Genomic DNA, 19,568 nt, shown 5'->3' with positions numbered 1-19,568 from the left:
ATACGTCAGGTGTGCCGTAGCTCACTCTCCACTTGAGCCCTCATTCATCCCTCGGTACGGAGCGTAGATGCACGATGTCCCCGGCCGAGACCGGCTCCTGCACCCCGCCCTCGGTGGCCAGTACCAGCCGTCCGTCGCCGTCGACCGCGACCGCCTCGCCGACCGTCTCCCCGCCGCCCGGCAGTTCCGCGCGGACCCGGCGCCCCAGGGTGGCGCAGCCCGCCGCGTAGGTCTCCTGGAGTCCGCAGGGGCCGGGGTCGCCCTCGAACCGGCGCCATTCGCCGTACCACTGCTCGATGGAGCGCAGCACGGCCCGCAGCAGCGGGTCGCGGTCGGTGGAGACGGCGTTCGCCAGGGCCAGCGAGCCCGCGGTGGGCACGGGCAGTTCCTCGGCGCGCAGGGAGACGTTCAGGCCGAGCCCGATCACCACCGCGTCCCCGGCCCGCTCGGCCAGGATCCCGCCGAACTTCCGCTCCTCGCCGTCGATCGTCACCAGCAGGTCGTTCGGCCACTTCAGGGCAGTGTCCACGCCCGCCGTACGGCTCAGCGCCCCGGCGGCGGCGACCCCGGCGAGCAGCGGCAGCCACCCCCAGCGCACAGTGGGCACCCCGGCGGCCCCGGGCCGCAGCAGCACCGAGAAGAACAGCCCGGAGCGGACCGGGGCGGTCCAGGAGCGGTCCAGCCGGCCGCGCCCGGCGGTCTGCTCCTCGGCGATCAGCACGGTGCCCTCGGGAGCCCCGGCCGCGGCCTGGGTGACCAGGTCGGTGTTGGTCGAGCCGGTCGCCCGCACCACCTCAAGACCGGTCCACAGCCCGCCGGGGCGTACCAGGGCCTGACGCAGCGCGGTGGCACTCAGGGGCGGCCGTTCCAGATCGGACCAGCGGCCGTGTGGATCTTCCGGGCTCCCCGGGGTGTCAGAAGGCGTCATACGGGCCAGCCTAGGGTCAGGAGGTGTGGCCAACGACGCAGTGCCACCACGCAGTCCCGCCGATACGCTACGAGCCGGTAGCCCAGCCAGCTCAACAGCCACCGAACCGGTCCGAAACCGCTATCGACCCCGTCTATCGACCCCGTCTGTTCGCTGAATCCCCTGAATCCATCCCCAGGACGAGCAGGAGCCGCATCCCGATGTCCGAGCCGGAGATCGCCCCCGAGATTCCAGACCGTCACACCACCGCGGGGAAGCTCGCGGACCTGCAACGCCGCGTCGAAGAAGCGACCCACGCGGGCTCGGCGCGGGCGGTGGAGAAGCAGCACGCCAAGGGCAAGCTGACCGCGCGCGAGCGGATCCACCTCCTCCTCGACGAGGGGTCCTTCACCGAGCTCGACGAGTTCGCCCGGCACCGCTCCACCAATTTCGGCCTGGAGCAGAACCGGCCCTACGGCGACGGTGTGGTCACCGGCTACGGCACGGTCGACGGGCGTCCGGTGGCGGTGTTCTCCCAGGACTTCACCGTCTTCGGCGGAGCGCTCGGCGAGGTGTTCGGCCAGAAGATCGTCAAGGTCATGGACTTCGCGCTGAAGACCGGCTGCCCGGTCATCGGCATCAACGACTCCGGCGGCGCCCGTATCCAGGAGGGTGTGGCCTCGCTCGGCATGTACGGCGAGATCTTCCGCCGCAACACCCATGCCTCCGGGGTGATTCCGCAGATCAGCCTGGTCGTCGGCCCGTGTGCGGGCGGCGCGGTCTACTCCCCGGCGATCACCGACTTCACGGTGATGGTGGACCAGACCTCGCATATGTTCATCACCGGCCCGGACGTGATCAAGACCGTCACCGGTGAGGACGTGGGCTTCGAGGAGCTCGGCGGCGCCCGCACCCACAACACCACCTCCGGCGTGGCGCACTACATGGCCGGTGACGAGAAGGACGGCATCGAGTACGTCAAGACGCTGCTGTCGTACCTGCCGTCCAACAACCTCTCCGAGCCCCCGGCCTTCCCCGACGAGGCCGACCTCGAGGTCTCCGACGAGGACCGGGAGATGGACACGCTCATCCCGGACTCGGCGAACCAGCCGTACGACATGCACCAGGCGATCGAGCACGTCCTGGACGACAACGAGTTCCTGGAGACGCAGCCGCTCTTCGCGCCGAACATCATCACCGGCTTCGGCCGGGTCGAGGGCCACCCGGTGGGCATCGTGGCCAACCAGCCGATGCAGTTCGCCGGCTGTCTGGACATCGACGCCTCGGAGAAGGCCGCGCGCTTCGTGCGCACCTGCGACGCGTTCAATGTGCCGGTGCTGACCTTCGTGGACGTGCCCGGCTTCCTGCCCGGCACCGAGCAGGAGTTCAGCGGCATCATCCGGCGCGGCGCCAAGCTGATCTACGCCTACGCCGAGGCCACCGTTCCGCTGATCACCGTGATCACCCGCAAGGCGTTCGGCGGTGCCTACGACGTCATGGGCTCCAAGCACCTGGGCGCGGACCTCAACCTGGCCTGGCCGACCGCCCAGATCGCGGTCATGGGCGCCCAGGGCGCGGTCAACATCCTGCACCGGCGGACCATCGCCGCCTCCGACGATCCGGAGGCGACCCGCACCGAGCTGATCGCCGACTACGAGGACACCCTGCTCAACCCGTACATCGCGGCCGAGCGCGGCTATGTCGACGCGGTCGTGATGCCGTCCGAGACCCGCCGCCACATCGTCCGGGGCCTGCGCACCCTGCGGAACAAGCGCGAGTCGCTGCCCCCGAAGAAGCACGGCAACATCCCCCTCTAGAAGGGCTGATTCCATGATCCGAATCGTCCGTGGCAATCCCACCCCAGAGGAGTTGGCCGCCGCAGTCGCGGTGGTCCAGGCACGCGCGGCGGCCGCCGCGGCCGTCGCGCAGGGCGAAGGCGTACCGGAGGAGTGGTCCGACCCGGCGCGCACCCTCCCCAGCCGCCGGATGCCGCACCCCGGCCCCAAAGCATGGCGTACGACGTACTGGCCGGCCTGACCGAGCCGCCGGAGGGCCGGAAATAGTGTCCGAGCGCCGTGGCGCCTGAGTACGCGTACTCAGGCGCCACGGCGCTCGGCGTTCCAGTATCGGAAGCATGCTGTGGTCCGAGCCGCCCGATGAGCCGCCCGAGGAATTGCGGCGGGCGCAGGCCATGCTCCGGCGCGCCCGTGCCGTCCTGGCGATCGCTGTGATGATCGCGATGTGCATCCTGACGCTGCGGCCCTGACCGGTCCCTGAGCGGCCCCTGACCGGTCCCTGAGAGGCCCGGCCGGACGGGCTTGGGACCGCCTACTCTGGTGCGCATGACCGCACAGCGCACCCTCATTCTCGCGTCCGCCTCCCCTGCCCGGCTCGGGCTGCTGCGCCAGGCCGGGTTGGCTCCGAAGGTGATCGTCAGCGGGGTGGACGAGGACGCGCTGAGCGCGGCCACCCCCGGTGAACTGGCCCGGGTGCTCGCGGAGGCCAAGGCGGACGCGGTGGCGGCCCTTCCGGAAGCGTCACAGGCGCTGGTGGTCGGCTGTGACTCGGTGCTGGAGCTGGACGGTCAGGCGCTGGGCAAGCCCGCGGACGCCGAGGAGGCCACCGCCCGCTGGAAGGCGATGCGCGGCCGGGCGGGGGTGCTGCGCACCGGCCACTGTGTGATCGACACAGCGAGCGGACAGCGCACATCGGCCACCGCTTCCACCACCGTCCGGTTCGGCGAGCCGACCGACGCCGAGGTCGCGGCGTACGTCGCCAGCGGTGAACCCCTGCATGTGGCGGGCGCGTTCACGCTCGACGGCCGCTCGGCACCGTTCATCGACTCCATCGAGGGCGACGCGGGCACGGTGATCGGGCTGTCCCTGCCGCTGCTGCGGCGGCTGCTGGCCGAGGTCGGCGTGGGCATCACCGACCTCTGGACCGATTAGGCCCTGTCCGGCGGGTCGTTGAGGAGCAGCCCGCGGCGTCTGGTGCAGGAGGCACCTCGCGGCACTTCCCGCGGAGCGCTAGGCCCTACGCGGGGCTGGGGGCGTCCTGGCCGTTGCCCGCGGACTCGGCGGGCGCGGCCTCCTCCGCCGCCCCGTACGCCAGCAGCGTGAGCACGAGCAGCCCCAGCACCACCATCATGAAGCCGAACGCGGGCCAGCCGACCAGGCCGACCGAGAAGGCGCCCAACAACCCGTGCACCACGGCACAGGTGATGAGCAGAATGCGGCCGAAGCGGCCAGGCGCGCGGTCGCGGATCGCGACGCGCAGCAGCACCACACCGCACACCAGCAGATAGAGGCCGAAGACACCGCCCGCGACCCAGGTGCCCATGGACATCGCGTCCGTGTCGAGCCCGCCCATGGACATCTGCTGCCGGTCCACGACCAGGCCCAGGATCCAGTTCAGCAGCGCTATTCCGGCCGCTTCCAGCATCAGCGTCACGGCCGCTATCGCGGCCACTGGTCTGCGCGCCACCCCGCCCACCCTCTTCCGCTCGACACCGTGAACGCTACTAACGGGTAAGCGCGGCCGACAAGAGGCGTGCAATGGGCGGCGTCAACGGGGTGGACGAGCGAGGACCACGCGGCAAAAATTCCGCCGCTCGTTCGTAGGGATTCCACAAAGAAAGCTGAAGCGCCGCAGCAAGGCTAGGCAGAGACCTAGCCCACATCGTGTAGCGCGCCGCGGCCCCGAAAACCGGGCGTACGGTGGAGCGACGGGGGATTTGGCTTCCTGTTCGCGCCCGGGTTCACGCTCCGTGTGGTCAAGCTCACCCCCGGGGTCTTCTCGGCGCGAGGTGTTGCCAGTACCTAAACTCGGCTTGTTTCAAGGAGGGAGTCATCGTGCGCAAGGTGCTCATCGCCAATCGTGGCGAGATCGCTGTCCGTGTTGCCCGTGCCTGTCGGGATGCCGGGATCGCCAGTGTGGCCGTCTACGCCGATCCGGACCGGGACGCTATGCATGTGCGCGCGGCCGACGAAGCCTATGCGCTGGGCGGTGACACCCCGGCGGCCAGCTATCTCGACCAGGCCAAAGTCCTGACCGCCGCCGCCGAGTCCGGCGCCGACGCCATCCACCCCGGCTACGGATTCCTCTCCGAGAACGCCGACTTCGCCCAGGCCGTCCTCGACGCCGGGCTGACCTGGATCGGCCCGCCCCCGCAGGCCATCCGCGACCTCGGCGACAAGGTCGCCGCCCGCCACATCGCCCAGCGCGCCGGCGCCCCCCTCGTCGCGGGCACCCCCGACCCCGTCTCCGGCGCCGACGAGGTCCTGGACTTCGCCCGCGAACACGGCCTGCCCATCGCCATCAAAGCCGCCTTCGGCGGCGGCGGACGCGGCCTGAAGGTCGCCCGCACCCTGGAAGAAGTCCCCGAACTCTACGACTCCGCCGTCCGCGAGGCCGTCGCCGCCTTCGGCCGCGGCGAGTGCTTCGTCGAGCGCTACCTCGACAAGCCCCGCCACGTGGAGACCCAGTGCCTGGCCGACACCCACGGCAATGTCGTGGTCGTCTCCACCCGCGACTGCTCCCTCCAGCGCCGCCACCAAAAACTCGTCGAAGAGGCCCCGGCGCCGTTCCTGAGCGAGGAGCAGAACGCCGAGCTCTACCGCGCCTCCAAGGCCATCCTGAAGGAAGCCGGATACGTCGGCGCCGGAACGGTGGAGTTCCTCGTCGGCAACGACGGCACCATCTCCTTCCTGGAGGTCAACACCCGCCTCCAGGTCGAACACCCGGTCACCGAAGAGGTCACCGGCATCGACCTGGTCCGCGAGATGTTCCGCATCGCCGACGGCGAAGCCATCGGCTACGACGATCCCCCGCACCGGGGCCACTCCTTCGAGTTCCGCATCAACGGCGAGGACCCGGGCCGCAACTTCCTGCCCGCGCCGGGGGCGGTGACCACCTTCGTCCCGCCGATGGGTCCGGGGGTACGGCTGGACGCGGGAGTGGAGTCCGGCAGTGTGATCGGTCCGGCGTGGGACTCGCTGCTGGCCAAGCTGATCGTCACCGGCGCCACCCGTACCCAGGCCCTCCAGCGGGCTGCCCGTGCGCTGGCGGAGTTCCAGGTCGACGGCATGGCCACCGCCATCCCGTTCCACCAGGCCGTGGTGACGGACCCGGCGTTCACCAGTGACCCGTTCACCATCCACACCCGCTGGATCGAGACCGAGTTCAACAACACCATCGCCCCGTACGCCCCGACCGGCACCGACGAGGCCGAGGAGACCGGCGCCCGCGAGACCGTGGTCGTCGAGGTCGGCGGCAAGCGTCTTGAGGTGTCGCTGCCCGCGTCCCTGGGCGTGGTCTCGGCTCCGGCGGCCGCGGGTGCGAAGAAGCCGAAGCGCAAGGCGTCGAAGAAGTCCGGCTCCGCGGCCTCGGGCGACGCGCTGGCGTCCCCGATGCAGGGCACGATCGTCAAGGTCGCCGTCGCCGAGGGCGACACGGTGGCCGAGGGCGACCTCGTCGTGGTCCTGGAGGCCATGAAGATGGAACAGCCCCTCAACGCCCACCGCGCGGGCACCATCAAGGGCCTGAGCGCCGAGGTCGGCGCCTCCCTCACCTCGGGCGCGGTCATCTGCGAGATCAAGGACTGACACCCCGCGGAACGCCCGAGCGCCGCGGACCCGTTGACCGGGTCCGCGGCGCTCGTCGTTGTATGAGTCGTTGGGTCAGTCGTTGGGGCAGTCGTTGGGTCAGCGCACCACGTCCTGCGGAAAGGTCAGCTGGCCGCTCATCCACCGCAGGGCCGGGGACAGCTCGCGCCGCCAGGTGCGGAAGTTGTGGCTGCCCTTGTCCAGGATGATCGACTCCGCCCGCATCGGCGCCTTGACCGCCCCCAGGAACTCCCTGGTCTGCTGGTAGTTCGGCTCGCCCTTGCGGCTGGAGGTGACCAGCACCGAGACCTGCGGCCGGGGCAGGTTCCGCAGCCGCCACATCAGATCGTGCTCACGCTTGCGGCGCTCGCCCGCCTCCCCGCGGCCGAAGAGATCACCGGTGGTGGGGTCGTTGACCACCTTGTAGTCGGGCGAGAGGGCGGCTGCCGAGGAGTAGACGCGCGGATGGCGCATGGCCAGCTGGAGCGCGCAGGTGCCGCCCGAGGAGTAGCCCAGCACCCCCCAGGCGCTGGAGTCATGGCCGACCCGGTAGTGGCCCCGGAGCGCGTCGGGCAGGTCCTTGGCGAAGAACGTCTCGGCCTTCGGCCCGCCGGGCACATCCACACACTCGGTGTCGCGCGGCGGGGCGATGGTGGGCCGGACCATCACGATGATCGCCGGCTGCATGGCCCCGCTGCGGATCAGTCCGCCGGCGGTCTGCGGCACCCGCAGATGCTGCGCCAGCAGGAAGGACCCACCGGGGTAGCCGCTGATCGTCACCACGACCGGGAAGCGCTGCCGGTCGTACGCGCGCTGGAAGTACTGCGGCGGCAGATACACATACGCCGGGTTGACCACCTGGCTGCGGCGGCCCAGCAACCGCACCGACTCGACCTTGCCCACCCGGTCCGGCCGCCCCTCGGGCAGCCCGTGCACCCGGTCGAGACCCTGCGGCGGCGCGGGCTGCACCAGACCGCCCGAGACATCGGCCCGCTGTGCGCCACCGCCCTCCAGCTCGGACAGGGCCGCGGGGGCGGCGTCCTCCTCGCCCAGCAGCTCGGACCAGGAGCCGTAGAACTGGAAGTTGGCGTTGACGGCCAGGGCCAGCGCCGCCACGATCGCGGCTTGCGTCACCGCGATCGACCCGAGTCTGCCCAGCCAGGCCCGTACGCTCCGGCCCGCGAAGCGCGGCCACAGCCAGGCCGTGAGCGCGACGCAGAGCAGGGCGACGGCGATCGTCACATACTCGAGCGTTGGACTGGTCAGTTCCATTGCGATCTTCCACTCCCGCGCACCGCAACACACGGTGCTTTTGCCGTGATTGATGAGCGATGCGCCGAACGACGTTGCCTGATGCGGGAGTTGTTCGCGCTCCGTTCTCCCGATCACACCTGCCGTTGACCTCCCGGCCACCGTTCCGACATCCGGACGCAGCCGGTCCGACCGCTCATCCCGTGATGGCATGCTTGACCTACGGGCAGGTACGGCCACGGCAGGGAGGACCGCGATGGCGATCGAGACGGCCCCGGCGCAGACGCCTCCGCGCCCCATGCGCGCCGACGCACGGCGCAACTACGAGCGGCTGCTCGCCGAGGCCCGCACGGCTTTCACCCAAGCCGGCACCGATGCCTCGCTGGAGGACATCGCGCGCCGCGCGGGCGTCGGGATCGGCACCCTCTACCGCCACTTCCCCAACCGCACCGCCCTGATGGGCGCGGTCTTCCAGGGCGAGATCTGCGCCCTGCTGGCCCACTCCCGCGAGCTGGCCAAGGCCCCGCAGCCCTGCCACGCCCTGGTCGACTGGCTGCGCGCGATCGTCCACCACGCCAGCACCTACCGCGGTCTGGCCCAGGCCCTGATGGCCTGCTCGGCGGACGAGAGCTCGGAGCTGTCCCGCGGCTGCAATCTGCCGCTGCGCGAGGCGGGCAGCGAGCTGCTCGCCCGCGCCCAGCGGGCCGGGGCCGTACGGCCCGATGTGGTGATCGCCGACCTGATGCAGCTGACCAACGCCATCGCGCTCGCGGTGGAGCAGTCACCGGACGACCCCGAGCTGGTCGACCGGCTGCTGGCGCTGACCTTCACCGGTCTCAAGGCCCGCTGAGCCTCAGCGGCGGCGCGGTGCCAGATCCGCCACCCGGCCCGGCTGCTCCGACAGCGGCACCGCACTGCGCAGCGGGGGGCTGGGCGGATGCGGGTGGTTACGGCGCGGACCGGGCAGCGGCAGCCCCTCCTCACCCGCTCTGGGAGGAGGGCCCAGCCGCCCCGGGCGCCCCGGGCCACCGCCCTCACCGCCCGAGCCCGCGCCCGGTCCGGCCACGGAGATCTGCACCCCCTGGTCGGCCAGGGCCTGGAGCTCGGTCAGCGCCCGGTCGTCGTGGGCGGGCGGCTCATCGGTGACCAGCCGCGTGATCACATCGGTGGGCACCGTCTGGAACATGGTGTCGGTGCCCAGCTTGGTGTGGTCGGCGAGCACCACCACCTCCGCCGCGGCCTGGACCAGCGCCCGGTCCACGCTGGCCGAGAGCATGTTGGAGGTGGACAGCCCGCGCTCGGCCGTCAGCCCGCTGCCGGAGAGAAAGGCACGCGAGACCCTCAGCCCTTGCAGTGACTGCTCGGCACCGCTGCCGACCAGGGCGTAGTTGGAGCCGCGCAGGGTGCCGCCGGTCATCACGACCTCGACCCGGTTGGCATGCGCCAACGCCTGCGCGACCAGCAGGGAATTGGTGACCACGGTCAGCCCCGGCACCCGCGCGAGCCGGCGGGCCAGCTCCTGCGTGGTGGTACCGGCGCCGACCACGACGGCCTCGCCCTCGTCGACGAAACCGGCCGCGAGATCGGCGATCGCCGTCTTCTCCGCGGTCGCTAGATGGGATTTCTGCGGGAAGCCGGACTCCCTGGTGAAACCGCCCGGCAGCACCGCACCGCCGTGCCGGCGGTCGAGCAGTCCTTCTGCCTCCAGGGCCCGCACATCACGCCGGACGGTCACTTCGGAGGTCTGGACGACGCGGGCGAGCTCCCGGAGCGACACCGCTCCGTTCGCACGCACCATTTCAAGGATCAATTGGCGACGTTCTGCAGCGAACACGAAACTGACAGTAACGCCAACGACCGTCTGTTTTCAGCAGCTTGCACCAATTAGCAGAAGTTGTTCATCTGTGCGGCCAAGAGCTGCTATAAGGGGCCGACTACGCCTCGCCCTGCGTCTTGCGGGTGTGCAACTGCCGCGCCACCTCGGCGATCGAGCCGGACAGCGACGGGTAGACGGTGAAGGCCTTGGCGATCTGCTCGACCGTCAGATTGTTGTCCACCGCCAGCGAGATCGGGTGGATCAGCTCGCTCGCCCGCGGCGAGACCACCACACCGCCGACCACGATCCCGGTGCCCGGACGGCAGAAGATCTTCACAAAGCCGTCCCGGATGCCCTGCATCTTCGCCCGCGGGTTCCGCAGCAGCGGCAGCTTCACCACCCGGGCGTCGATCTTCCCGGCGTCCACGTCGGCCTGGGAGTAGCCGACCGTGGCGATCTCGGGGTCGGTGAACACATTGGCCGAGACCGTCTTCAGATTCAGCGGAGTGACCGCGTCCCCCAGGAAGTGGTACATCGCGATCCGGCCCTGCATGGCCGCCACCGACGCCAGCGCCAGCACCCCGGTGCAGTCACCGGCCGCGTAGACACCCGGAGCACTGGTCCGCGACACCTTGTCGGTCTTGATGTGGCCGGACTCCTTGAGCCGGACCCCGGCCTCCTCCAGGCCCATGTCGGCCGTGTTCGGGATCGACCCGACCGCCATCAGACAGTGGCTGCCGGTGATGACCCGCCCGTCCGCGAGCGTGACCTCCACCCGGTCCCCCACCCGCTTGGCGGCCTGCGCCCGCGACCGCGACATCACGTTCATCCCCCGGCGCCGGAAGACGTCCTCCAGCACCGCCGCCGCGTCCGGGTCCTCACCCGGCAGCACCCGGTCCCGGCTGGAGACCAGCGTGACCTTCGAGCCCAGCGCCTGGTACGCCCCGGCGAACTCGGCACCGGTGACACCGGATCCGACCACGATCAGCTCCTCCGGGAGCTCGTCCAGGTCGTACACCTGCGTCCAGTTCAGGATCCGCTCACCGTCCGGCTGCGCGTCCGGGATCTCCCGCGGATGGGCACCGGTCGAGATCAGCACCGCGTCCGCGACCAGCGTCTCCTCGGAGCCGTCCGCGGCCCGGACGACGACCCGGCGCGACCCGTCCAGCGACTGCGCCGGCTCCAGCCGCCCGCGCCCGCGCATCACCCGCCCGCCCGCGCGCGTGACCGACGCCGTGATGTCATGCGACTGCGCCAGCGCGAGCCGCTTCACCCGGCGGTTGACCTTGCCCAGATCCACCCCGACGACCCGGGCCGCCTGCTCCAGCGGCGGGGTGTCATCGGCCACGATGATCCCCAACTCCTCGTACGAAGAGTCGAACGTGGTCATCACCTCCGCGGTGGCGATGAGCGTCTTCGACGGCACGCAGTCGGTGAGCACCGACGCCCCGCCCAAGCCGTCGCAGTCGACGACCGTCACATCCGCGCCGAGCTGGGCAGCGACCAGCGCCGCCTCATAGCCGCCGGGTCCGCCACCTATGATCACGATCCGAGTCACATGCTCCATTGTCCCGCACCCGCCCGCCCGGCCACCCCGGGGGTAGGACACCCCTCTCCCGTACCCTCTGATCCATGTCGCTCTACGCCGCGTACGCCGGCAACCTCGACGCGCGGCTGATGTCCCGCCGCGCACCGCACTCGCCGCTGCGCGGCACCGGCTGGATCACCGGCTGGCGCCTCACCTTCGGCGGGGAGCAGATGGGCTGGGAGGGCGCTCTCGCGACCATCGTGGAGGCCCCGCGCTCCCAGGTCTTCGTCGCCCTCTACGACATCGCCCCCATGGACGAGGACTCCATGGACCGCTGGGAGGGCGTCGGCCTCGACATATACCGTCGTATGCGGATCCGCGTCCACACACTGGACGGCGACGAACCCGCCTGGCTCTACGTCCTCAACGGCTATGAGGGCGGCCTCCCCTCGGCCCGCTACCTCGGCGAGATCGCCGATGCCGCCGAGTCCGCCGGGGCACCCCACGACTACGTCATGGAGCTGCGCAAGCGCCCCTGCTAGCCGTGCGCCTAGCCGTGCGTGCGAATCACAATCCGAACACCGCGCCCGATTACGTCTACGCGCGTAGGCAGTAAGCGGCTACCCTCGACCGCGTGAACGCATCAGTTACTTGGGACAGCCAGGGCGACCCCCACGCCGCCGCCGACGCCGCCGCCGCGCGCCTGCGCGAGCTGACCGGCGCGGAGACCCACGACGTCGCCCTGGTCCTGGGCTCCGGCTGGGTCCCCGCCACCGACGCACTCGGAACGCCGGAGCACGAGTTCCCCGTCACCGAGCTGCCCGCCTTTCCGCCGCCCGCCGTCGAGGGGCACGCGGGCACGATCCGCTCGTACAAGATCAACAACAAGCGGGTTCTGGTCTTCCTCGGCCGCACACACTTCTACGAGGGCCGCGGTGTCGCCGCCGTCGCACACGGCGTCCGTACCGCCGTGGCCGCCGGCTGTAAGACCGTCGTCCTCACCAACGGCTGCGGCGGCCTCCGCGAGGGCATGCGCCCCGGTCAGCCGGTACTGATCAGCGACCACATCAACCTCACCGCCACCTCCCCGATCGTCGGCGCCAACTTCGTCGACCTCACGGACCTGTACTCCCCCCGGCTGCGCGCGCTCTGCCAGCAGATCGACCCCACTCTCGAAGAGGGCGTCTACGCGCAGTTCCCCGGCCCGCACTACGAGACCCCGGCCGAGATCCGCATGGCCCGCACCATCGGCGCGGACCTCGTCGGCATGTCCACCACCCTCGAGGCGATCGCCGCCCGTGAGGCGGGCGCGGAGGTCCTGGGCATCTCCCTGGTCACCAACCTCGCGGCGGGCATGACGGGCGAACCCCTCAACCACGAGGAGGTCCTCCAGGCGGGCCGCGACTCCGCCGCCCGTATGGGCAGCCTCCTGGCCAAGGTCCTCGACCGCGTGTGACCTCGCCGGTCGGGCGACCGGTGACCACGCTGGTCGGGCCCCTGACCTCGCCGGTCGGGCGACCGGACCACGGGCCCCGGGCCGTGCACGGGTGTCACTTGGCCTCGGCCGGGTGACTCCGGGCCGTGGGCCCTGGTGAATCCGGCACGGCCGGGGCGGCTGGGGCCGGAGCGGCAGGCACCTGCGGAGCCAGAGCGGTGCCGGGACGGTGCCCCATCGGCGGGGCCCGACGTGTCCGCCACCTCGCGGGCCGACAGGGCGCAGCCGCCACCGGGGACCCGCAGCCCGGCGTCAGCCCGCCTCCGGCGGGTACTCACGGATGAGCCAACTGCACAGCGCGAAGGCGCGCGGTCCGACCTGTCTCAGGGGTACGGCCCCGTGAGGTGCGCCCCGCCAGGGCGCCAACGGGTACACCCCACCGGGGCCGTCCCGGCGATGCACGCCAAGGCCCTGCGGGCCCCGGGGGCACGACCGCCGGTACAGCTACGCGGTTGCGCCCCGGACAAGCCGCTCTTCCAGGGCACGACCGCCGGGGCAGCGCGCCCAGGACGGAAGGCCCATCAGGATGAGGACCGCTGACCGGACGGACGCCAACCGCCCATCCACGTCCCGAACGGACGGCCCCACCCAGCCCCGGACCCACCAGCCACCGGCCACCGGCCACCGGGGGGCAGCCGCCGACGAGGCGGGAGGGGACGGGGGCGCAGGGGTGGGGTCCTGGACGCTGTCGTGCTATTTGTGGCGCCGATCTCCGGCCAGCACAACGTCCGAGGGCACCGGCGCCAAAAATAGACGGTCCAGGCCCCATCCCGGAGCCCCCGGACCCGCACCCGACAACGAACCCCCCGCGCACCCACCACGACCTCGCACCCAACCACCAGCCACCCCCAGCCACCCCCTGGAGACCTCATGGAGCCCGACCTCATCGCCCAGGCCCGCACTTGGCTCGCCGAGGACCCCGACCCCGACACCCGGGCCGAGCTCAGCGAACTCCTGCGCGCCGAGGCACTCGACGAGATCGCCGACCGCTTCTCCGGCACCCTCCAGTTCGGCACCGCCGGCCTCCGCGGTGAACTCGGCGCGGGCCCCATGCGTATGAACCGCACCGTTGTCATCCGCGCCGCCGCGGGCCTCGCCGCGTACCTCACGCACCAGAAGACAGACAGCGAAGCCGCTCCACTCGTCGTCATCGGCTACGACGCCCGCTACAAGAGCGCCGACTTCGCCCGCGACACCGCCGCCGTCATGACCGGCGCCGGCTTCCGCGCCGCCCTGCTCCCTCGCCCCCTCCCCACACCCGTTCTGGCCTTCGCCATCCGCCACCTCGGCGCCGTCGCGGGCATCGAGGTCACCGCGAGCCACAACCCGCCCCGCGACAACGGCTACAAGGTCTACCTCGGCGACGGTTCCCAGATCGTTCCGCCCGCCGACGCCGAGATCGCCGCCGAGATCGCCGCGATCGGCGGCCTCGACGACGTCCCCCGCCCGGACACCGGCTGGGAGACGCTGAACGACGACGTCCTGGACGCGTACCTCGCCCGCACCGAGGCCGTCCTCACCCCCGCCTCCCCCCGCACCGCACGCATCGTCTACACCCCGATGCACGGCGTCGGCCGCGACACCCTCACCGCCGCCTTCGCCCGCGCGGGCTTCCCGGCCCCGACCGTCGTCGCCGCGCAGGCCGACCCCGACCCGGCGTTTCCGACCGTCGCGTTCCCGAACCCGGAGGAGCCGGGCGCGATGGACCTGGCGTTCGCCACGGCCCGCGAGCTCGGCGCCGCCACCGACCCCACCGCCGGCCCCGGCGCCATCGACATCGTCATCGCCAACGACCCCGACGCCGACCGCTGCGCGGTGGCCGTACCGACCCCCGCCGGGGACTGGCGGATGCTGCGCGGCGACGAGGTCGGCGCGCTGCTCGCCACGCACCTGGTGCACAAGCGCGCCCGCGGAACCTTCGCGACGACGATCGTTTCCTCCTCCCTCCTCTCCCGGATCGCGGCCGCCGCGGACCTGCCGTATGCCGAAACGCTGACCGGCTTCAAGTGGCTCGCGCGCGTGGACGGGCTGCGCTACGCCTTCGAGGAGGCGCTCGGCTACTGCGTGGACCCGGACGGCGTACGCGACAAGGACGGCATCACGGCCGCGCTGCTGATCGCGGAGCTGACGTCGGAGCTGAAGGAGGAGGACCGCACCCTCTCCGACCTCCTGGACGACATCGCGCTCGCGCACGGTCTGCACGCGACCGACCAGCTGTCCGTACGCGTGGAGGACCTCTCCCTGATCGGCACGGCGATGAAGCGGCTGCGCGAACAACCGCCGACCGAACTGGCGGGCCTGGCCGTGACCACGACGGACGATCTGTCCCAGGGCACGGAGACACTGCCGCCGACGGATGGTCTGCGCTACTACCTGGCCGGGAACGGAACGATCCGCTCGGCCCGGGTGATCGTCCGTCCGAGCGGCACCGAGCCGAAGCTGAAGTGCTACCTGGAGGTGGTCGTGGACGTCCCGGGCGCGGATGCCCTGGACACGGCCCGCACGACGGCCGCTACGACGCTGGCGTCACTCAAGACGGACCTCGCGAAAGCGGCGGGCATCTGACAACGAACGCTGACAACAACCAAGGGCGGCCGCCCCAGCGGCCGCCCACGCACTCCACCGACCAACCAGCCATTCGTGCTTGGGTTCATCGAAATCGCCGGAGGCGGAGCCTCGGCTGTTCACATGACCTGTCCGTAGCGCGAGTGAGGTGCCTATAGGCACCCGGTCGCTTCCCGGTCCTGTTTCCGTTCTTCGGCGCGGGCGTGGATGATCTGTTCAAGCTGGATCATGTACAGCTCGACTTGTCCGGGCTTCATGACGAGGCGGGTGGGTTCGGTATGGCCGTCGTGGTGGTGGACGGTCACGGGCAGGACGGCTTGTTCGGCGTGGTGGTCGTACAGGGCGTCGTGCCGGTCGATGGTGATGTGTGAGATCACAGGGGTGGTATTCCGTTCGGTCGTTCGTGGTGGCGGGGGTGTTCGGGGTGGCTCCGGCCGTCTGCCACGGGGGAGCTCGGCGACCGGGGCTCGGGGGCCGTCCGGCCCCGTCCGCTCCTCGGGGCAAAGAGGCTCGGTGCGGACGGCCGTCTCAGGACCGCTTGAAGCGTTCGGAGTTGTTGTGGTCGCGGTGGAGGGGGCACTGGCACGGCGGCCATGCCTGTCCCAATGAGTAGGCGTCGCTGCTCTCCCCGGCGAGGACGGCCACGATCGCGCAGCGGGCGGTGACGATCCCATCGTGCGCCATGGTGTAGACGCGCATGGTCATCTTCGGCCGCTCGTCCCGGCCCGGCTGACTATCAGCGGCCATCAGCGGCCTCCCTCTCCCTTGACCGGCGCGAGGAGCTGGAGCAGGCTGCGCACGCTCCGTTTCACCGCGCCGAGGTGGTAGGCCAGTTCTTCCGGCGTGGCGTCGGCCAGGTCGAGGGCTTCGGCTCCTGCGAGGGTCTGTCCAGCGACGATCACCACCGCGTGTTCCAGACCTTCGCGGGTGGGCTTTCCGGCCGCGATACACGCGGGGCACAGGCCCGAACGCGGCACGGTGGGGTTGTGGGACCCGAAGTCGCCGGGGGTGGCGCACAAAGAACAGCCAGGCGCCGGGGCGGGCATGGTCCGGACGTTGGCGGTCACCGGATCACCAGCGCCCCGTGCGGGGCACACGCCGGCTCAACGCGGAACCCGCTGTTCTGACGCTGTTCCCGCCGCCGCTCGTGCGCGATCACGTAGGGCCGCACCAGCGCGGGCAGCTCGCCATCCGGCGGCAGGCACAGTTCGATGGTTGGGGCGTCGCCGTGCGGGCGCACGGGGGCCGGTCGTGGCCTGGCGGTCGCGGAGCTCCCGGCCCGTACCACGGGCCGGGAAGGTCCCGGATACGGCTTTGGGACGACCGAGACGGCCCGGTGACGGCCGGAGAGCCGTAAGGCACAAACCGCCCTCATCCAAACGAGTACACGGCGGGTATGGTCATGCATGTCGTCAACCTCCCGGGGTTGATGGCCATGCCCCCGGACCGTCGCCACGGTCGCGGGGGTCTGTCCTGTTCATCGGGTCAGGATTCAGCGCAGGAGGGTGTGGACCCATATCCGGGCGGTAATCTCACTGTGGGATGACTCTTCATCCCACCGCGATACCGGGGGAGGATCATGCCGACGGCACTCTTACCGATCGAACTACCCGAGTGGGCTTGGCAACGGGCTGAAGTCCGTGAAGCCTTACGGGGGCGCGACATGGGCGCCGTGTTCCGCCACGTCCAGCAATACGGCGGAGCGAGTCAAGCCCGGATCGCTACGGCGGTAGCCATGACGCAGGCACGGGTGAACGAGGTCATCAACGGACGCCGAGAGATCACACGCCTTGATGTATTCGAGCGCATCGCTGATGGGCTCAACATGCCGGACGATTCCCGGCACTTGCTCGGCCTTGCGTCTGCACGAGAGTCGCGCAGCAGCGGGCGCGCGTTCGACCTGGCTGCATTCCCGGAAGTTGTCCGGGTGTATTCCACCCAAGCCGCCGCGTCCGCGGATATCCGGCAACTGGCCGTATCGGCACAACAGTTGGATATTCTTGCGGTGCGTGGACTTGGCCTTATCGGGCTGAACGACTCCCTGCTTCGCTCGTCCCTCACTCGGCCAGAAGGACGGCAAGCGTCAAAGGTTCGCGTGTTGATGCTCGACCCTGAATCGCCCGCCCTTGCCGTGCGCGCGGCAGAAATCGGGGAATCGGCCGAATCACTCGCCGGAGGCGTCAAACTGGCCGAGGCTCGTTTGCGTGAGCTGTCGAGTGTCTGTGACCTTCAGGTATACCGCTACAGCATGCATCCAACGTGGCGAATCATCAGGCTGGACGGCACCATGTTCGTCTCTGCCTTCGACGCTGGCTGGGAGGGACATGAATCGGCTACCTACAAGGTCATGGAGACGCCGCATGGCCCGCTTTATCGAGGGTTTCGGCGAATGTTCGCGTCCATGGTTGAAACAGGAATCCGTACCGTCTGAGCGGAGGATCGTGCTTTGATCGAGGCTGAGCTGAAAGCGCGTGTACACAATCCCGAGTACGTCATGGGGCAGCTCGACCAAAAGACGGAGGGACGGGCAGAGGTATACCAAGACACCTACTACGACGCCCCGACGAGAAGTCTCGACGCGCAGGACCAAGAATTGAGGATCCGCACGATTCACGGACCGGATTCGACGCGTTCCGTTCTCACATACAAGGGTGCCCGAATTGATTCGGAGTCCGGCTCGAAGCCGGAGCACGAAACGCGCGTGGAAAACCCGGAAGCCGTTCACGCCATGCTGCGGGGCCTCGGATACGTTCCGGCGATCGCGTTCCAGAAGCGATGCCGAAACTACGAGTTCAGTTCTCGCGGGCGCAGCTTGCTCGCCACGCTGGTTCAAGTCCCAGAGATCGAAGGAACTTTCCTGGAAGTCGAGACCCTGGTTCCGGAAGAGAAGGAACTCTCTGCGGCGCTAGCCGATGTCCGGATCGTCATGGTTGAACTCGGCATCCAAGAGGACGACTTCACGTCAGAGTGCTACACGGACGCTGTAGCGGCCCGCCGTTCTCGTGGCGCGGGAGCAACCCCGCCTGCATAAGGCGCCCTGCCGCACTCCGATTCCTTGGCCCCCGTCACGGCGGGGGTCGTTGCTGTGCCGTCCACTCGGCCTACGGGCGCTCTGCCACAGTCGGGAGCTGCGTTGCGCCTGGAGTCCGAGGGCGATCGCGTCGCTTCGGCGTCCGACCACCGACGGCGATCGCAGCAGGCACCGCCGGGTCCTACGGCGCGAGCTACGAACAGATGGGAGCCGTGTGGGGCATCACCCGGCACACCTCCGGCAAGAAGTGGCCCGAAGCCGTCAGCCGCCCGGCGACCACAGCGGCGCGGACGAGCGGCGCACTCGAACTGTGCGGCGGAACGGCCGAACTGACGCAGGAGCCCTCGTCCGGCGGCCGGCGGTGGACCGGCAAAGGCGCGGACGGAATGCCTGGGGCGCCGACGCCGCCATCTGGTACGCGACGAAGGAGGAGGCCGCAGCCCATGCGGGTTCCTCAAGGAGCACGCCCTCAACCTGGCCCAGGGCCCTAGATGGCCAGCATGATCACCAGCAATACGGCCCCCGCCACCGTCGGCGCGATGACCTCGAACGCCCAGCGGACCTCCGGCGCCCCCTGCGCACCGGCCCGCGACGCCTGGATCTCGGCCATCTCGCGCAGATCGCCGATCGCCGCGTCGGAGGGCGCGCGCCGGTCCGCGTCGGTGTCGACCGTGATATGGGCGGAGGTACGGCCGTAGGGGTCTTCGGCGGCGGACCGGGCCTGCCGCCGCGCGGCCCGCTTGCGCTGCCGCAGCGAGACCGGGATCGCCCACAGCTGGTACTTGGCCCCGGCGGCCAGCACCTCGCTGGTGTAGCCCGCGCGCACTCCGTCGACCGAGGCCCACGGCAGGGTGATGGTGCGGAAGGGGTTGCGGACCAGCAGCCGGTCCGCGCCCGCGTACACCGCGGGGCGCACCGTGAAGGCGATGACAACCGGCACCGCGAACAGCAGCCCGGCCAGGGCCAGCCACGGTGTCCGCCCCTCACCCCGGATGATCGCGTCCATGCCGAGCCAGGCGCCGAGCCCGAGCAGCAGCACACCACCGGCGATACCGGCCGGGGACCGGTAGACACGGTCGGCGAAGGTGCTCTCCTGGCTGTCGTCCGAGGACAGCGAGGCGGAGTCACCGGCCACGTCACCGGCCACGTCACGGGCCGCGTCACCGGTCGCGCCACCAGCCGCGCCACCGGCGGTGTCCGGGGCGGAGTCAGGGCCTGAGTCAGGGGCTGAGTCATCCGGGCTCGTCATGGGGCCGATTCTGCACCACGCCCCCGCGACAATGGATCCGGGAGCCGAAGACCGGCCCATCCCGGCCCCGGGTCCAAGAGACCCCCGCCCAGGGGGTGACATCTGCTACGCGCGTAGATATGC

General features: G+C 70.5%; 20 protein-coding genes. 12 read left to right on the top strand and 8 right to left on the bottom strand.

All coding sequences use genetic code 11. The features are described from left to right. Nucleotides 1-40: 40 nt before the first annotated feature. The gene (locus tag AC4BEG_RS20450; protein WP_490701192.1) at nucleotides 41-928 is read right to left on the bottom strand and encodes a biotin--[acetyl-CoA-carboxylase] ligase; all 888 of its coding nucleotides are present in this window, start codon (nucleotides 926-928) and stop codon (nucleotides 41-43) included. 200 nt (nucleotides 929-1,128) lie between these two features. Here AC4BEG_RS20450 and AC4BEG_RS20445 point away from each other — a divergent pair, with 200 nt between their 5' ends. The 4 genes from AC4BEG_RS20445 to AC4BEG_RS20430 all read left to right on the top strand — a co-directional run bounded on the left by AC4BEG_RS20445 (nucleotide 1,129) and on the right by AC4BEG_RS20430 (nucleotide 3,855). Continuing rightward, nucleotides 1,129-2,724, top strand: coding sequence for an acyl-CoA carboxylase subunit beta (locus tag AC4BEG_RS20445; RefSeq protein WP_490701191.1), 1,596 nt, complete (start codon nucleotides 1,129-1,131; stop codon nucleotides 2,722-2,724). 13 nt (nucleotides 2,725-2,737) lie between these two features. Beyond that, complete coding sequence (locus tag AC4BEG_RS20440; RefSeq protein ID WP_201880937.1) at nucleotides 2,738-2,944, top strand: acyl-CoA carboxylase subunit epsilon; 207 nt, start codon at nucleotides 2,738-2,740, stop codon at nucleotides 2,942-2,944. A 97-nt stretch (nucleotides 2,945-3,041) separates the two neighbouring features. Continuing rightward, nucleotides 3,042-3,173, top strand: coding sequence for a morphogenic membrane protein MmpB (gene mmpB / locus AC4BEG_RS20435; protein WP_490701190.1), 132 nt, complete (start codon nucleotides 3,042-3,044; stop codon nucleotides 3,171-3,173). 76 nt (nucleotides 3,174-3,249) lie between these two features. Beyond that, a complete protein-coding gene (locus AC4BEG_RS20430; RefSeq protein ID WP_490701189.1) occupies nucleotides 3,250-3,855 on the top strand; it encodes a Maf family protein in 606 nt (201 codons plus the stop codon). Nucleotides 3,856-3,940: 85 nt separating this feature from the next. Here the strand turns inward: AC4BEG_RS20430 and AC4BEG_RS20425 are convergent, their stop codons facing one another. Next, nucleotides 3,941-4,390, bottom strand: coding sequence for a hypothetical protein (locus AC4BEG_RS20425; protein ID WP_490701188.1), 450 nt, complete (start codon nucleotides 4,388-4,390; stop codon nucleotides 3,941-3,943). A 368-nt stretch (nucleotides 4,391-4,758) separates the two neighbouring features. Between AC4BEG_RS20425 and AC4BEG_RS20420 the strand changes: the two genes are divergently transcribed. Continuing rightward, the gene (locus tag AC4BEG_RS20420; protein ID WP_490701187.1) at nucleotides 4,759-6,510 is read left to right on the top strand and encodes an acetyl/propionyl/methylcrotonyl-CoA carboxylase subunit alpha; all 1,752 of its coding nucleotides are present in this window, start codon (nucleotides 4,759-4,761) and stop codon (nucleotides 6,508-6,510) included. Nucleotides 6,511-6,609: 99 nt separating this feature from the next. Here the strand turns inward: AC4BEG_RS20420 and AC4BEG_RS20415 are convergent, their stop codons facing one another. Beyond that, nucleotides 6,610-7,782: an alpha/beta hydrolase gene (locus AC4BEG_RS20415; protein ID WP_490701186.1), complete on the bottom strand. Its 1,173-nt coding sequence runs from the start codon at nucleotides 7,780-7,782 to the stop codon at nucleotides 6,610-6,612. A 235-nt stretch (nucleotides 7,783-8,017) separates the two neighbouring features. Between AC4BEG_RS20415 and AC4BEG_RS20410 the strand changes: the two genes are divergently transcribed. Beyond that, a complete protein-coding gene (locus AC4BEG_RS20410) occupies nucleotides 8,018-8,611 on the top strand; it encodes a TetR/AcrR family transcriptional regulator (RefSeq protein WP_490701185.1) in 594 nt (197 codons plus the stop codon). A gap of 3 nt (nucleotides 8,612-8,614) precedes the next feature. Here the strand turns inward: AC4BEG_RS20410 and AC4BEG_RS20405 are convergent, their stop codons facing one another. Together AC4BEG_RS20405 and AC4BEG_RS20400 are read right to left on the bottom strand one after the other, a co-directional pair. Further along, nucleotides 8,615-9,559 (bottom strand): DeoR/GlpR family DNA-binding transcription regulator, encoded by a 945-nt coding sequence (locus AC4BEG_RS20405; RefSeq protein ID WP_490707144.1) that lies wholly within the window; start codon nucleotides 9,557-9,559, stop codon nucleotides 8,615-8,617. A 136-nt stretch (nucleotides 9,560-9,695) separates the two neighbouring features. Continuing rightward, a complete protein-coding gene (locus AC4BEG_RS20400; protein WP_490701184.1) occupies nucleotides 9,696-11,144 on the bottom strand; it encodes an NAD(P)H-quinone dehydrogenase in 1,449 nt (482 codons plus the stop codon). 65 nt (nucleotides 11,145-11,209) lie between these two features. Between AC4BEG_RS20400 and AC4BEG_RS20395 the strand changes: the two genes are divergently transcribed. From AC4BEG_RS20395 to AC4BEG_RS20380, 4 genes are all read left to right on the top strand, one after another. After that, entirely contained in the window at nucleotides 11,210-11,647 is a 438-nt protein-coding gene (locus AC4BEG_RS20395) for a gamma-glutamylcyclotransferase family protein (RefSeq protein WP_176182514.1), read from the top strand. Nucleotides 11,648-11,739: 92 nt separating this feature from the next. Beyond that, nucleotides 11,740-12,561 (top strand): purine-nucleoside phosphorylase, encoded by an 822-nt coding sequence (locus tag AC4BEG_RS20390; protein WP_490701183.1) that lies wholly within the window; start codon nucleotides 11,740-11,742, stop codon nucleotides 12,559-12,561. 909 nt (nucleotides 12,562-13,470) lie between these two features. Then, complete coding sequence (locus tag AC4BEG_RS20385; protein ID WP_490701182.1) at nucleotides 13,471-15,165, top strand: phospho-sugar mutase; 1,695 nt, start codon at nucleotides 13,471-13,473, stop codon at nucleotides 15,163-15,165. 203 nt (nucleotides 15,166-15,368) lie between these two features. Continuing rightward, nucleotides 15,369-15,536, top strand: a complete 168-nt coding sequence (locus AC4BEG_RS20380; protein WP_490701181.1) for a hypothetical protein — start codon at nucleotides 15,369-15,371, stop codon at nucleotides 15,534-15,536. Between the two features lie 157 nt (nucleotides 15,537-15,693). On the opposite strand, the gene AC4BEG_RS20375 is transcribed toward AC4BEG_RS20380, so the two are convergent. Next, on the bottom strand, nucleotides 15,694-15,912 hold the full coding sequence (locus AC4BEG_RS20375) for a hypothetical protein (RefSeq protein ID WP_490701180.1): 219 nt from the start codon (nucleotides 15,910-15,912) through the stop codon (nucleotides 15,694-15,696). Next, nucleotides 15,912-16,232: a hypothetical protein gene (locus AC4BEG_RS20370; protein WP_490701179.1), complete on the bottom strand. Its 321-nt coding sequence runs from the start codon at nucleotides 16,230-16,232 to the stop codon at nucleotides 15,912-15,914. Before AC4BEG_RS20370 ends, AC4BEG_RS20375 begins: the two co-directional genes overlap by 1 nt. Before the next feature lie 512 nt (nucleotides 16,233-16,744). On the opposite strand from AC4BEG_RS20370, the gene AC4BEG_RS20365 reads away from it, so the two are divergent. After that, a complete protein-coding gene (locus AC4BEG_RS20365) occupies nucleotides 16,745-17,596 on the top strand; it encodes a helix-turn-helix domain-containing protein (protein WP_490701178.1) in 852 nt (283 codons plus the stop codon). A gap of 15 nt (nucleotides 17,597-17,611) precedes the next feature. After that, nucleotides 17,612-18,196 (top strand): class IV adenylate cyclase, encoded by a 585-nt coding sequence (gene cyaB, locus AC4BEG_RS20360; RefSeq protein WP_490701177.1) that lies wholly within the window; start codon nucleotides 17,612-17,614, stop codon nucleotides 18,194-18,196. 487 nt (nucleotides 18,197-18,683) lie between these two features. On the opposite strand, the gene AC4BEG_RS20355 is transcribed toward cyaB, so the two are convergent. Next, nucleotides 18,684-19,445: a PH domain-containing protein gene (locus tag AC4BEG_RS20355; RefSeq protein ID WP_490701176.1), complete on the bottom strand. Its 762-nt coding sequence runs from the start codon at nucleotides 19,443-19,445 to the stop codon at nucleotides 18,684-18,686. Between the last annotated feature and the right edge of the window lie 123 nt (nucleotides 19,446-19,568).

The sequence above is a fragment of the Streptomyces sp. JLBJ103 genome, assembly GCF_058215575.1.
This window is presented reverse-complemented; position numbering and strand designations above follow the sequence as displayed.

What these genes read in the sequence shown, in the direction of transcription:
- AC4BEG_RS20400 (WP_490701184.1), bottom strand. Translation starts at nt 11,144, where the DNA reads ATGGAGCATGTGACTCGGATCGTGATCATAGGTGGCGGACCCGGCGGC.
- AC4BEG_RS20430 (WP_490701189.1), top strand. Translation starts at nt 3,250, where the DNA reads ATGACCGCACAGCGCACCCTCATTCTCGCGTCCGCCTCCCCTGCCCGG.
- AC4BEG_RS20445 (WP_490701191.1), top strand. Translation starts at nt 1,129, where the DNA reads ATGTCCGAGCCGGAGATCGCCCCCGAGATTCCAGACCGTCACACCACC.
- AC4BEG_RS20440 (WP_201880937.1), top strand. Translation starts at nt 2,738, where the DNA reads ATGATCCGAATCGTCCGTGGCAATCCCACCCCAGAGGAGTTGGCCGCC.
- AC4BEG_RS20405 (WP_490707144.1), bottom strand. Translation starts at nt 9,559, where the DNA reads ATGGTGCGTGCGAACGGAGCGGTGTCGCTCCGGGAGCTCGCCCGCGTC.
- AC4BEG_RS20450 (WP_490701192.1), bottom strand. Translation starts at nt 928, where the DNA reads ATGACGCCTTCTGACACCCCGGGGAGCCCGGAAGATCCACACGGCCGC.
- AC4BEG_RS20415 (WP_490701186.1), bottom strand. Translation starts at nt 7,782, where the DNA reads ATGGAACTGACCAGTCCAACGCTCGAGTATGTGACGATCGCCGTCGCC.
- AC4BEG_RS20410 (WP_490701185.1), top strand. Translation starts at nt 8,018, where the DNA reads ATGGCGATCGAGACGGCCCCGGCGCAGACGCCTCCGCGCCCCATGCGC.
- AC4BEG_RS20365 (WP_490701178.1), top strand. Translation starts at nt 16,745, where the DNA reads ATGCCGACGGCACTCTTACCGATCGAACTACCCGAGTGGGCTTGGCAA.
- AC4BEG_RS20395 (WP_176182514.1), top strand. Translation starts at nt 11,210, where the DNA reads ATGTCGCTCTACGCCGCGTACGCCGGCAACCTCGACGCGCGGCTGATG.
- AC4BEG_RS20385 (WP_490701182.1), top strand. Translation starts at nt 13,471, where the DNA reads ATGGAGCCCGACCTCATCGCCCAGGCCCGCACTTGGCTCGCCGAGGAC.
- AC4BEG_RS20355 (WP_490701176.1), bottom strand. Translation starts at nt 19,445, where the DNA reads ATGACGAGCCCGGATGACTCAGCCCCTGACTCAGGCCCTGACTCCGCC.
- AC4BEG_RS20375 (WP_490701180.1), bottom strand. Translation starts at nt 15,912, where the DNA reads ATGGCCGCTGATAGTCAGCCGGGCCGGGACGAGCGGCCGAAGATGACC.
- mmpB (WP_490701190.1), top strand. Translation starts at nt 3,042, where the DNA reads ATGCTGTGGTCCGAGCCGCCCGATGAGCCGCCCGAGGAATTGCGGCGG.